Origin of the sequence: Pedobacter endophyticus (assembly GCF_015679185.1) — a bacterium.
Taxonomy (GTDB): Bacteria; Bacteroidota; Bacteroidia; order Sphingobacteriales; family Sphingobacteriaceae; genus Pedobacter; species Pedobacter endophyticus.
In genome coordinates this window covers 2,562,933-2,575,521 of sequence record NZ_CP064939.1, presented here as the reverse complement: position 1 = coordinate 2,575,521, position 12,589 = coordinate 2,562,933, and the positions used below count along the sequence as shown (strand labels likewise).

Sequence of the window (12,589 nt, the reverse complement as noted above, 5' to 3'; positions counted from 1 at the left end):
TAGCATGAAAAATACCGCATTAACTGAAAAACACATCGCTTTAGGCGCTAAAATGGTTCCATTTGCAGGTTACAATATGCCTGTTACTTACGAAGGCATTAACGCCGAACATGCAACTGTACGCAATGGCGTTGGTGTTTTTGATGTTAGCCATATGGGTGAATTTATTTTGAAAGGCGAAAATGCCTTAGATTTAATTCAACGCGTAACCAGTAACGATGCCTCAAAATTATACGATGGAAAAGTTCAGTATTCGTGCCTGCCAAATAACGACGGCGGTATAGTTGATGACCTTTTGGTGTATCGCATTGACGAAAAAACGTACATGTTGGTCGTAAATGCCTCTAATATCGAAAAAGATTGGAACTGGATTCAGCAGTTTAATAATAAGGGAGTAGAAATGCACAACATTTCTGATCAAACTTCATTATTGGCTATTCAGGGCCCCAAAGCCGCAGATGCCTTGCAAACATTAACCGATGTAAATTTGGCCGCAATGGAATATTACACCTTTGTAAAAGGGACCTTCGCAGGTGTAGATAATGTGGTTATATCTGCAACAGGTTACACCGGTGCCGGTGGTTTTGAAATCTACTTCGAAAATCAATATGCAGATCAAATTTGGGAAGCCATATTTGCGGCAGGACAACCGTATAATATTAAGCCAATTGGCTTGGGTGCTCGCGATACTTTACGTTTAGAAATGGGTTTTTGCCTATACGGCAATGATATCGACGATACCACTTCGCCAATTGAAGCAGGTTTAGGTTGGATTACGAAGTTTTCAAAAACCTTTACCAATTCCGAAGCATTACAGGCACAAAAAGAAGCTGGTATTCAAAAAAAATTGGTCGGTTTCGAGATGATCGATCGCGGTATTCCACGTCACGATTATGAAATTGCAGATGCCGATGGAAATATTATTGGCAAGGTAACTTCCGGAACACAGGCACCATCACTTCAAAAAGCCATCGGTATGGGCTACGTTAAAAAAGAATTTTCGAAAGAGGGAGCGGAGATTTTCATCCTTATTCGCAATACGCCTATAAAAGCTAAAGTAGTTAAGTTTCCTTTTTATAAATAAGATTTGAGATAGTAGACGTGAGATTTGAGGCGGTTTGACTGGTAAAATCTCATATCCCATATCTCGTATCTCACATCTCAGAAAATGAAAATAGAAGTCTGTTTAACCCCGGCACTTATCGATTTATACGATATTGAGCAAAGCATTGTGGTGGTTATCGATATTTTAAGGGCAACTTCGTCCATTACTTATGGCATAGAAAACGGTGCAGAAGCCATTATTCCGGTTGCTAATGTTGAAGACTGTTTGAATTATAACGATAAAGGTTATTTGCTGGCCGCAGAACGCAATGGGGAAGTAGTAGTCGGCTACGATTTCGGAAATTCGCCTTTTTCGTACACCAAAGAAAAAGTAGGTGGAAAAACAGTGGTGCTCACTACAACCAATGGAACAAAGGCGTTGCATTTGGCAAATAAAAGAGCTTCGCAGGTGCTTATTGGTTCATTCTTAAACCTCGATGCACTTTGCGATTACCTGAAAGTACAGGATAAAAATGTGCTGTTGCTTTGTGCAGGCTGGAAAGACCAGTTTAATTTGGAAGATACCTTATTTGCGGGAGCTGTGGTGAGCAAACTTCGCCAGTATTTCGAACATTTCGACGATTCGAGTGTGGCTGCGGAAGACTTATACGGCATTGCTAAAAACGATCTTCGTAAATACCTTAATAAATCATCACACAGCCATCGCCTTGCACAGTTAAATATAGAGGAAGATGTTGTTTTCTGCCTACAATTGAATATTTGTCAAGCTATTCCTGTTTTAGAGGGCGACCGATTGGTGAAGCTTGCTGTGTAAAAATCCTTTTCCCGTTGCCCGTTGACTAAAGTCAACGGCAATGAGGTCAACGGCAATGAATCTTCTTGGCTGGCTGCAAATGCAGGCCAGTGTGTCTAAACCCGATGTTGCCAGATAGCTCCCGTTGCAGAGCGAACAATCGGCACTGAAACGGCGTCGGGACTATGGGCTATTAGCGGGACGGAACCCTGCCCAAGAATTACTGCACCTGCTTTTCAAAAAAATCACGCTTCAATTTCACTCAAAACCGACTTCCGCTCTCAAACCTCGAACTTCCCGACTGCCAACTTCGGACTATTCAGCTGGCTTTAGTACTTAAACTTCAAATTTTCCGACCTCCAACTTTCATACTCCTTTAAAACCTCGTATAAAGGGCAAGCTGAGCAATGCTATTGTTGGTGTGGTTGTTTGTGTTTTTAACTGCCTGGTTTAAATAGCCCGCTTCAATATCAAATTTCTTCGAGAAACGATAGCCCAAAGCAAGGTAAGCCCTGTTTTGGTCGAACACGCTGTTGTTGATTTTGTCTTTATTTTGAAAATTCAGGAACACTTCGTTCTGCAGCGCCACAAATGCACCCTTTGTAAAACCCGATTCTACCTTTTGTAGTGGCTGAACCAGCCTGAAAAAGTAGCGGAAACGCTGTGCAAAAACATCTTCATTTGCACGGCCTATAAACCGTTGCTCAACCCTAACCCTGTGGCTGGCTAAAATTGAACTCAGCTTGTGTGTAAAAATGTATTGTTCGAAAATGCGGTGCTCGTGCAAGAATGAATTGCCTGCCGTAGCCGATTGCGATTGCGTAGTTTGCCACAAGTACCCAAGTGCCACATTATTTTTGTCGTTAATAAAATATTGCAGCGCCGGCCGCACCAACGTGTTGCGCACATATTTCCAGTCGTCGGCTGAGCGCACCTGTACATCAAACTGCAAGCCCCACTTTTCGTTAAATTTCGTGTTGTTCAAAAACATAAACCAACCCGAATTTTGATATTGTGTTTGGGCAGAGAGCTTTCCAATGGCCATGAACGAAACCATGGTTAGTAATAGTAATCGTTTTTTCATCATAATTAAATGGTCTTATCTGTGTGCTGCTAAAATAAAAGAAATAGTTAACATTAGCTTAATTTGAAAAGGAATAGCTTCGTATTTTATTTGTTTTTTGGAAACGGAAAGTCCGGCTACAATAGCTGCCTGTAGCCCCGCTAATAGCCTATAGTCGCGATGAACTATCGCGAGCTATCTGGCAATATCGGGTTTAAGTACGGGGTTTCGGCCCCTGAAAACCAATGGCGTTTAACTACTTCTATTTAAAATGGCTCATTTCACTGCGCTATTTCAGCTTTATTTCAATTTCATTTAGCTGTAAGCAATTAAAAATTTATCTTCGTTACAGATTTGGCTTTATCATCCTTTGCAAAGGCCGACTTTTAGAACACAAAACTTAAAATAATATCAAAATGATTATTGAACCAAGAATGAGGGGCTTTATTTGTTTAACGGCACATCCAGATGGTTGCGCTCAAAACGTAAAGAACCAAATTGAATATGTAAAATCAAAAGGTGCTATTAACGGCCCCAAAAAAGTTTTAGTAATTGGTGCATCAACAGGTTTTGGCCTGGCCTCTCGTATTGCTGCGGCATATGGTTCTGACGCGGCAACAATAGGTGTATTTTTTGAGAAAGCACCGTCTGCCGGCAAAACCGCGTCGCCCGGCTGGTACAACAGCGCCGCGTTCGAAAAAGAAGCGCATGCAGCAGGTTTATATGCAAAAAGTGTTAACGGCGATGCCTTCTCTAAAGAGATTAAAGCAGAAACCCTTGCATTGATCAAGGCCGATTTGGGTCAGGTAGATTTAGTGATTTACAGTTTGGCTTCTCCGGTAAGAAAGCACCCCGATACCGAAGTGTTACACCGCTCTACTTTGAAGCCAATTGGCGGAACTTATACCAACAAAACAGTCGATTTTCACACTGGTAACGTGACAGAAATTTCTATCGAGCCTGCTACTGAAGAGGATATTGCGAATACGGTTGCCGTAATGGGTGGCGAAGATTGGGCGATGTGGATTGACGCTTTAAAAACTGAAAATTTATTAGCCAATGGCGCTACAACCGTTGCTTACTCTTACATAGGCCCCGCGTTAACCGAGCCGGTGTACCGTAAAGGAACGATAGGCCGTGCTAAAGACGACCTGGAGGCCACAGCGTTTACTATCGCCGATAAGTTGAAAGATATTGATGGCAAAGCTTACGTTTCTGTAAATAAGGCGTTGGTTACTCAGGCGAGTTCTGCAATTCCGGTAATTCCGTTGTACATTTCGTTGTTATATAAAATAATGAAAGAGGATGGGATTCATGAAGGTACCATCGAGCAAATTCAGCGTTTATATGCCGAAAGATTATATACTGGCGGTGAAGTTCCGGTAGATGAAAAAGGCAGGATCAGAATAGATGATTTGGAAATGCGTGAAGACGTACAAGCTAAAGTTGCAAAACTTTGGGAAGAGGCAACTACGGAAACATTACCTGCAATTGGCGATTTGCCGGGCTATCGCTCAGATTTTTTGAGCTTATTCGGTTTCGAAATTGATAAAGTCGACTATCAGAAAGATGCCAATGAAGTGGTAGAGATTGAAAGTCTCGCTTAAGGCTTACTCTTGGAAAGAACAAAATAATTTAAAAGACAGAATAATCCTTTTCGCGGAGAGGGCGGCTACAAATTTGCCTGCCAACTGGCTTTTAAGGGGAGCGGCTTATGAACTTCGACTTACAACCTACTTTAGAAAACGACCTGATCAAAATCGCTCCGCTTAAAAGCGACGATTTTGATCGGTTGTATGCTGTTGCATCCGATCCGCTGGTTTGGGAGCAACACCCGAATAAAGACCGTCACCAACGCGGGGTTTTCGAAAATTTCTTTAAAGGCGCTCTTGAATCCAAGGGCGCTTTGATTGTTTACGATAAAGCGACTGGGCAAGTAGTTGGTAGCTCGAGATACTATGAGTTCGACCCAGAAAATATGTCGATAGCCATTGGCTACACATTCATCGGTCGTAATTATTGGGGGCTGGGCTATAATTCGGCGATGAAAAAGCTGATGTTAGATTACGCCTTTCAGTTTGTTGAAAGGGTGATTTTGCACATTGGTGCCACAAATTTTCGATCGCAAAAAGCTATCGAAAAATTGGGCGGCCAAAAGGTTGCCGAAATCGAGGTTGCTTATTACGGTGAGCCCCTAAAGTGGAACTTTGTTTATGAGATTAACAAACAGGATTGGCTGAGTAGGGCTTAAGTTGATGACTAATTGCTGATTTTATTTCTTCAAAACAATTGCACAACGGAATAAAATCGTGTTTTCATTTTAGTATTGTTATCTTTGTATAAATCTCCATTTCCACTCATCTTTCAAAAACAAAACAATTAAATAAATATGGCTAAATCTCAGGCAACATACAGTAAAAAAGAGAACGAAAAAAAACGATTAAAAAAACAAAAAGACAAACAAGAAAAAAGAGAAGAACGACAAGCGAATGCTAAAAAGGGTTTAGCGCTTGAAGATATGATGGCTTACGTTGACGAAAACGGAAACATCTCTTCTACTCCACCAGATCCTAAAAAGAAGAAAGTAATTAACACCGAAGACATTCAGATTGGTATCTCGAGACAAGAAGATATCATTGATGAAAATCCTGTTAAAAAAGGAACGGTAACTTTCTTTAACGACAGTAAAGGTTACGGTTTTATTAAGAATACCGAAACTCAGGATAGCATTTTCGTGCATGCCAATGGTTGCATCACTCAAATTAAAGAGGGTGATAAAGTTAGTTTTGAGGTAGAAATGGGTCAAAAAGGACCAACTGCCGTAAAAGTGACTAAAGTTTAAACAAAAGCTCTTGATAGATTGCCCCAAGCAATCATACTGAACTCTTTCTGCGCAAGGTTTTATAAAAATTTGTAATTCCGTCTCTTTCAGCATAAAACCTGGCGCAATACTTTTCCATTCTAGTTTCCGATTGAAAAAAGCAAGATGCTATATTGCTTCGGCGATTTTGTCTCGGGGATTAAATCGTGTTCGTTTATTAGTCTATCGATGCAGGCGTTGGCTTGCAACCTAAATACCCAACCAATTTGAGTTAGGGCGTGGTAAACTTTTGCAAATCTTTTGGTACAAACGTGAGTTCGATTAATAAACCTCCTCTTTCTGGATATCACGGGCTGGTTAATATGAACGCTCGTGCTGTCCCGACTTCTCCTATCGTATTGACATATCTCGTTTTTTGCGCCGTCATTCCCGCGCAGGCGGGAATCTTAATGCTCAGCACCGAATTTATTGCGCATTAGGATCCCCAGTCGAGCTGAGGATGACGATCGTTCAAAGAAACCCCCTAAAATATGTTGTCGTTTTGATGATTCTAGCTCGCAAAGCGATGGTTCAAAGATGTGTTCACACGATAGGACTTCTCGGGTGAGCAATCTCATTTCGTAAATCAGATTGCTTACCGATGAAAAATCGGCACAGGTCGGTCGCACGAACCCGGCCTCGCTACAGAGTAGCCCCTTTGGGGCAATGACGACTCGTTTAAAGGCCTGTCATCCCAACTCCTTTGTTTTTTTAAAACTTATTTTTGAAGATAACGACCGTGCTTGTATAATCGATTACAAAAAGATTGCAGGATTGACAGAACAGGACCTTGCCCATGTTTTGCAGGCTTTGCGCTACAAAAAAGCTTAAGGCATTAAACTTTATTTAATTTTTTTTTGTGAAATGTGAGTGGGCTGATAGCGAGGTACTTTAACTCAAATACTGAGCGTGTTTACGGGCTAAATGAGCAGTTTCATTTGCTGAAAGGTAAAGATTTTTGAATTCTCGGTGTGGAATTTGCAATGGCTTTACATCATTACAGCACACACAGAGAAAATAGATTATGAAACCCGTAGAAGCACAAAGCAAATAAGATTTATGCTTGCTTCTCTAAAATTAAAACACTACGTATTATGAAAAAGTTAACAGCAATTTTGTTCATCGCATTTTTAGGATTATCTACAGCGATGGCACAACAAGCAGATTTACGTCGGAAAATAAATGTAAGTGGAACTTCGGAAACGGAAGTTACACCAGATATTATTTACATCAGTATTTCGCTGAAGGAATACCTGAATGGCAAGAACAAAGTAGAGATTACCGATTTGGAAAAGCAACTTTTTGCCGCTGTACAAAAGGCCGGAATTGCGAAGGAAAATTTAACCATTAGCAATCTCAGCAGTTGGAACTATGCTACTGAGAAAAAGAAAAATCCCGATTTTTTAGCGAGTAAGCAATATCGGTTAAAAGTAAGCGACTTAAACAAGTTCAATGCAATTATTGAGGCGATTGATGCAAAAGGCATTGCCAGTACCAATATTGAAAGCTACGATTATTCGAAAATCGAAAGCCTGAAAAAAGAGCTAAAAATTAAAGCCTTGTTGGCCGCCAAAGAGAAAGCTGCCTATATGGTTGAGGCGTTAGGCGACAAATTAGGGAGTGTAATTGAGATTCAAGATGGTGGAGACAATATTGTACAACCGGTTTACAGAAATTACATGATGAAATCGGCCATGGCGGAGGCAGACACTGCACCTGAAATTGATTTCAAAAAAATTAAACTGAATTTTACCGTAAATGCAGTTTTCGAGATCAAATAAAGCGTTAACAACCTTGCTAAGCCTTTTTTTAAGCCTACCAGAACAATTTGGTAGGTTTTTTGTTAGGTAGAAGTCGAAACACTAAAAAAATAAATGTTATGAAAAAATTCGTTTACACACTTGCCCTTATCTTTACTTTGGGTGTTAGTTTCAATTCGGTACAGGCTGCTGATAAACCAGCAAAAAACCCTACAGAATTAACCGCTGAACAATCGTTACAGTTAGAAAAAATCAAGACCCGTGTCGAAGAAATCAGAGATATGGATAAGTCGAATTTAACCAAAGCTGAGCGTAAAGCGTTACGCAGCGAGTTAAAAGATTTGAAAAAACAAGCTCGTGCAGTTTCTGGCGGTGTGTATCTTTCAGTTGGTGCAATCATCATCATCATCTTATTATTGATTTTGATTTTATAATCAGAAAAACTTACATCTATCTATAAAAACGAAAAGCCTGGCAGTATTGCCGGGCTTTTTTTGTCAAAATCGTGTTGAGGTGTGCAAGCTTTAAGGCCAGATCGGCCTCCGTCGCCACATAATAATTACATCAATTATAGAAACAGCCCGAAAGTCTTCTTTTCAGCAACTGTAATGGTACGGGCAGATTTAATTCTGGAGCTGATTTCTTTCAAATCCTCCGCTGAAAGCTCGCCAATAATTTTACTGGGGTCGCTTTTGATGAGATGTAACAGCCAATCGGCATTCCGCTTAAAGATCATTGAGCAATCAGCATAGGAGTCATGATCCAAGTATTCGCGGTCGGCTGCAATAAGTTCGACATTTAAGCTTCTAAGTTCTGCGCTATGAAATACATTAGGATTAATTTCAGAATTGATATAGATCGAAGCAAACATTAATTTATCATAAGATTGACCGATTAGTATAAACCGCTTTTCTTTTGGGGGATTGGTGTCTTGCACAAAGACCCGAATAACTGAACCAATTTTTAGCTTTTGTTTTGCAAAGTCAGCTCGGAAATCTTCCGGAAATGCTTCGGAAAGCGACATTAATAAACATTTAAATTGTCGTTCTCTGCGTTTAGCAAAATATAGGCTAACATTTCTTCCGATGCCGCTGCAGACGCGGCAATATCTAAATACGACATTTCGGTGTCGACCGCCTTTTCAGCCTTTGCCCAAGCCGTATCATGAGACTTATCGGTAATCTCTTTGAAGCTTAAATGATGATTTTCCTTAATAGACTTTAATATTGCTTCGACATTTGTTTCCGACAGCTGGTCGGTATCAGCGGCTACAAGTGCACTAACGTATGGAATCTTATCCTTTCGAACCACAGCGAACGATTTGGAAAGCTCAATGGCCTCGCTAAAAGGCGACTGGTGATTTTCCGCAGCCTTAAAAATATCATAAAGGAAAGAAGGAACCGGTCCAAAAGGCATTGCCTGATAAGCATCGCCGGTTAAAGGCTGACCAAAATTCTTCAGGTGTTGCTGTTCTGCAAAATATAGAATTTTAAAAACCTTATGATAGTCTGCTTCACCTAATTGATTGAGGATGAATAATGCCGCATTAAGGGTTTTATCTTTATCTACATTAAAGGCCTGCATATTAACAAATATAACAAATATTTTTATACTAAAATACTTAGCATAAAAATATTTGTCCGATGCCATAATTTATCCTTATAGCCACTAACTTTTGTAGATTATGTTTACCATCGTATGAAACAAGAAGCAATCTTACGCAGCTGATTAGCTTGCTTTCCCGAGAAATCGGGACAAGCTGTACCTCCGAATGACAGTTATTTAACGATTAATCAATCCTATCAAAACCCGTATATTTTACCAAGGCTTCGGGGATTTTAATTCCGTTTTCTGTTTGATAATTCTCCAATATTGAGGCTACGATGCGGGGTAGTGCCAGTGCACTTCCATTTAATGAATGGGCTAGTTGCGCTTTGCCTTCTTTGCCTTTAAAACGAAGCTTCAATCGGTTCGCCTGATAAGTTTCGAAGTTAGAAACCGAAGAAACCTCTAACCAGCGCTCTTGAGCCGCACTCCAAACCTCCATGTCATAAGTCATGGCAGAAGTAAAACCCATATCACCACCACAAAGGCGTAAAACGCGATAATGTAGGCCCAGTTCCTGCAACAGAGACTGAACATACTGGCTCATTTCCTCTAAAGTTTCGTAAGATTTATCCGGATGCGTAATTTGAACAACCTCAACTTTATCAAACTGATGTAAGCGGTTCAGGCCACGCACATGTGCACCATACGACCCTGCTTCTCTACGAAAACAAGGCGTGTAGGCCGTATTTTTAATTGGCAAATCCTCTTCCTTCAAAATTACATCGCGGTATAAATTCGTAACCGGAACTTCCGCTGTAGGGATCAGGTATAAATCGTCGATCGTAGCATGGTACATTTGCCCTTCTTTATCTGGCAGCTGCCCAGTTCCAAAGCCTGAAGCGGCGTTAACCAGGTGCGGCACCTGCATTTCTTTATAGCCTGCTGCGGTGGCACGATCTAAAAAGAAGTTGATCAAGGCACGCTGTAATCTTGCCCCTTTGCCTTTATATACCGGAAAACCTGCGCCTGTAATCTTAACGCCTAACTCAAAGTCGATGATATCGTATTTGGCGGCAAGCTCCCAATGTGGCAATGCTTTTGTAGGCAACTCTGCCGGCCGACCATGTAGATAAACCACTTCATTTTCTTCGGCGGTTGACCCGTTCGGTACCAGCTCGTATGGTAAATTAGGCAATTGCACCGTTAAATTGAATTGTGCAGTTTCCAGTTCGTTCAGCTTTTCAGTAAGGTTTTTAATGCTTTCTTTGTGAGCGGCAGTTTGAGCTTTAATTGCTTCAGCTTCGTCTTTTTGACCGGTGCGCATTAAATCGCCGATCTTTTTTGCCGCAGCGTTGGCTTCCGCAGATAAATTATCGAGCGAAGTTTGTGTAGCACGACGGTCTTCATCAATTTTGATGATTTCATCTACCAACTCAGGTTGTTTAAAGTTACGCACACTTAAACGTTCTAAAACTTTCTCTCTATTTTCGCGGATATAGTTAACTTGCAGCATTATTTAATTTTTTTACAAAGATAATAATTAAGTCGTCATTGCGAGGCACGAAGCAATCTCTCTCGAATAGATTGCTTCGTGCCTCGCAATGACGAACGATGAAAATATGAGCGGCAAATTATTTCTGGTACCTACACCAATAGGCAATTTGGAAGACATGACTTTCAGGGCCATCCGCATTTTAAAGGAATGCGACTTGATTTTGGCGGAAGATACCCGCACAAGCGCCCCCATGTTGAAGCACTTTGGCATAGATAAACGTGTTTTTTCGCACCACCAGCATAACGAGCATAAGGCCACCTCAGAAATTATCAAATTTTTAAAAGAGGGGCAAAAAATTGCCTTGATTTCTGATGCGGGTACGCCAGCGATTTCAGATCCCGGCTTTTTCTTGGTTCGGGAGGCGATAAAAAACGAGATAGCGGTGGAGTGCCTGCCCGGCGCAACAGCGTTTGTGCCGGCATTGGTCAATTCGGGCTTACCTGCTGATGCTTTCTGTTTTGAGGGTTTTTTACCAGTAAAAAAAGGGCGCCAAACCAAATTTAAAAAGCTTGCCGACGAAGAACGAACGATTATACTTTACGAAAGCCCGCATCGTTTATTGAAGACTTTGGAAGAGTTTGCGCAGTATTTAGGCGAAGATAGGCAAGCATCGGTAAGCAGAGAATTAACCAAGATGTTTGAGGAAACCGTACGCGGTACGTTAGTGGAAATAAAATCGCATTTTGAGCACAATACTTTAAAGGGAGAATTTGTAATTTGCATTGCCGGAAAGCCAGTAACAAAGAGTAAAAGCAAATATGGCGATGCTAATGATTAGCGGGAATTTTTTAAATTGCAATTTATGGAAAGTTTGATTTCGAGTCATTTATCAGAAATAAAAAACCTCTTTAAAAAATACGGCGTTAAAGAAGCTTATTTGTTCGGTAGCGCAGCAAAAAACAACCTGCAAAAAGATAGCGACGTAGATTTTTTAGTGAATTTTTCTAATAAAACAGATTTTGAAAGCTATGGAAACAACTATTTCGATTTGCTTTACGCCTTACAGGATTTATTAAAAAGAGATGTTGATTTAGTTGCTGAAGAAACACTGAGTAATCCATATTTAATAGAAAGCATTAACCAAAGTAAGATTCAACTGGTATGACCGTTTTTCGGTTGTCACCCTGAGCGTAGTCGAAGGGACGTTAAACGGGCCCCTACTATCCTGATCCTGAAAACTACCCCGCGATTACTTTGCTCAATATGGAAATAATAATTAAAGATATACCCGTTTTAAAAAACGAGATAACAAAATATCTCGATAAAAAATAAAAGATAATGAATAGCATAGATCGATTTCTTAGTGACGAACAAGACCCAAAAGCGGTTGAAAAGGTGATCGGAAAATTAAACGACCTCTTAACCACGGGCGAGGAAATCCTGTATTTGGCCGTGCAAAAAAAACCGGCAGTGAACTTGTTACCAGACAGCATCGCAATTTCGAACAAGCGTATTTTTTACTGCGAACCGGGAAATTTAGGCTTAACCATGAATTTCAAGGATATTTCGTGGAAGAGCATCAAAGAAGTTTCTTTTAAGGAAGAATTTTTTGGATCGAAGTTTATCTGTGTTCCACAACATGGCGAAAATATCGTAACCGAATTTATCCCCAAGGTGCAGGCCAGAAAGCTTCATCAGGCGGCAAACCAACAATTGGAAGAATATAAAGAGCTGCTGCGTCAGCAAAAATTGGAAGAAAACCGGGCCGGCTCCATCAATCTTACGCCACAACCTTTTCCTGACGTTAAGCCCTTTGAAGAAATTGCCGCTCCCGAACCGATTCAAATTGCCGAAGTGGTAGAGGAACAAGAAGATGAAACCACCTTGAAGTTGCGTAAGTTGAAAACATTATACGATAAGCACCTCATTACCCAGCAGGAATACGAAACTAAAAAAGCAGCTATTTTAGATAGTTTGTAAAGGCCCTGTTATGCGGAGTTATAAT

Annotated in this window: 15 protein-coding genes; 11 read left to right on the top strand and 4 right to left on the bottom strand. The window is 40.6% G+C overall.

The annotated features are described in order from the left end of the window. Nucleotides 1–4 precede the first annotated feature (4 nt). Both gcvT and IZT61_RS10305 read left to right on the top strand, forming a co-directional pair. The gene (gene gcvT / locus IZT61_RS10310) at nucleotides 5–1,084 is read left to right on the top strand and encodes a glycine cleavage system aminomethyltransferase GcvT (RefSeq protein WP_196101049.1); all 1,080 of its coding nucleotides are present in this window, start codon (nucleotides 5–7) and stop codon (nucleotides 1,082–1,084) included. An 84-nt stretch (nucleotides 1,085–1,168) separates the two neighbouring features. After that, nucleotides 1,169–1,879, top strand: coding sequence for a 2-phosphosulfolactate phosphatase (locus IZT61_RS10305; RefSeq protein WP_196101048.1), 711 nt, complete (start codon nucleotides 1,169–1,171; stop codon nucleotides 1,877–1,879). 355 nt (nucleotides 1,880–2,234) lie between these two features. On the opposite strand, the gene IZT61_RS10300 is transcribed toward IZT61_RS10305, so the two are convergent. Further along, nucleotides 2,235–2,945, bottom strand: a complete 711-nt coding sequence (locus IZT61_RS10300; protein ID WP_230383935.1) for a DUF2490 domain-containing protein — start codon at nucleotides 2,943–2,945, stop codon at nucleotides 2,235–2,237. A gap of 392 nt (nucleotides 2,946–3,337) precedes the next feature. Between IZT61_RS10300 and fabV the strand changes: the two genes are divergently transcribed. From fabV to IZT61_RS10270, 6 genes are all read left to right on the top strand, one after another. Continuing rightward, on the top strand, nucleotides 3,338–4,528 hold the full coding sequence (gene fabV, locus IZT61_RS10295; protein ID WP_196101047.1) for an enoyl-ACP reductase FabV: 1,191 nt from the start codon (nucleotides 3,338–3,340) through the stop codon (nucleotides 4,526–4,528). Between the two features lie 107 nt (nucleotides 4,529–4,635). Continuing rightward, entirely contained in the window at nucleotides 4,636–5,172 is a 537-nt protein-coding gene (locus tag IZT61_RS10290; protein ID WP_196101046.1) for a GNAT family N-acetyltransferase, read from the top strand. Nucleotides 5,173–5,310: 138 nt separating this feature from the next. After that, a complete protein-coding gene (locus IZT61_RS10285) occupies nucleotides 5,311–5,763 on the top strand; it encodes a cold-shock protein (protein ID WP_196101045.1) in 453 nt (150 codons plus the stop codon). Nucleotides 5,764–6,372: 609 nt separating this feature from the next. Continuing rightward, nucleotides 6,373–6,612, top strand: a complete 240-nt coding sequence (locus IZT61_RS10280; RefSeq protein ID WP_196101044.1) for a hypothetical protein — start codon at nucleotides 6,373–6,375, stop codon at nucleotides 6,610–6,612. 263 nt (nucleotides 6,613–6,875) lie between these two features. Then, complete coding sequence (locus tag IZT61_RS10275) at nucleotides 6,876–7,562, top strand: SIMPL domain-containing protein (RefSeq protein WP_196101043.1); 687 nt, start codon at nucleotides 6,876–6,878, stop codon at nucleotides 7,560–7,562. 98 nt (nucleotides 7,563–7,660) lie between these two features. After that, complete coding sequence (locus IZT61_RS10270; protein ID WP_196101042.1) at nucleotides 7,661–7,975, top strand: hypothetical protein; 315 nt, start codon at nucleotides 7,661–7,663, stop codon at nucleotides 7,973–7,975. Nucleotides 7,976–8,109: 134 nt separating this feature from the next. On the opposite strand, the gene IZT61_RS10265 is transcribed toward IZT61_RS10270, so the two are convergent. The 3 genes from IZT61_RS10265 to serS form a co-directional block, all read right to left on the bottom strand. Then, nucleotides 8,110–8,565, bottom strand: a complete 456-nt coding sequence (locus tag IZT61_RS10265) for a hypothetical protein (protein ID WP_196101041.1) — start codon at nucleotides 8,563–8,565, stop codon at nucleotides 8,110–8,112. Further along, on the bottom strand, nucleotides 8,565–9,191 hold the full coding sequence (locus IZT61_RS10260; protein ID WP_230383934.1) for a Panacea domain-containing protein: 627 nt from the start codon (nucleotides 9,189–9,191) through the stop codon (nucleotides 8,565–8,567). Before IZT61_RS10260 ends, IZT61_RS10265 begins: the two co-directional genes overlap by 1 nt. Nucleotides 9,192–9,330: 139 nt before the next feature. Continuing rightward, complete coding sequence (gene serS / locus IZT61_RS10255) at nucleotides 9,331–10,602, bottom strand: serine--tRNA ligase (protein WP_196101040.1); 1,272 nt, start codon at nucleotides 10,600–10,602, stop codon at nucleotides 9,331–9,333. Nucleotides 10,603–10,708: 106 nt separating this feature from the next. Between serS and rsmI the strand changes: the two genes are divergently transcribed. From rsmI to IZT61_RS10240, 3 genes are all read left to right on the top strand, one after another. Beyond that, a complete protein-coding gene (gene rsmI / locus IZT61_RS10250; RefSeq protein ID WP_196101039.1) occupies nucleotides 10,709–11,422 on the top strand; it encodes a 16S rRNA (cytidine(1402)-2'-O)-methyltransferase in 714 nt (237 codons plus the stop codon). Nucleotides 11,423–11,446: 24 nt separating this feature from the next. Further along, nucleotides 11,447–11,749 carry a nucleotidyltransferase family protein gene (locus tag IZT61_RS10245; protein WP_196101038.1) on the top strand — a complete coding sequence of 101 codons (303 nt, stop codon included), beginning with the start codon at nucleotides 11,447–11,449 and terminating at the stop codon, nucleotides 11,747–11,749. Nucleotides 11,750–11,922: 173 nt separating this feature from the next. Further along, nucleotides 11,923–12,564: a PH domain-containing protein gene (locus IZT61_RS10240; RefSeq protein ID WP_196101037.1), complete on the top strand. Its 642-nt coding sequence runs from the start codon at nucleotides 11,923–11,925 to the stop codon at nucleotides 12,562–12,564. Nucleotides 12,565–12,589: the final 25 nt, after the last annotated feature.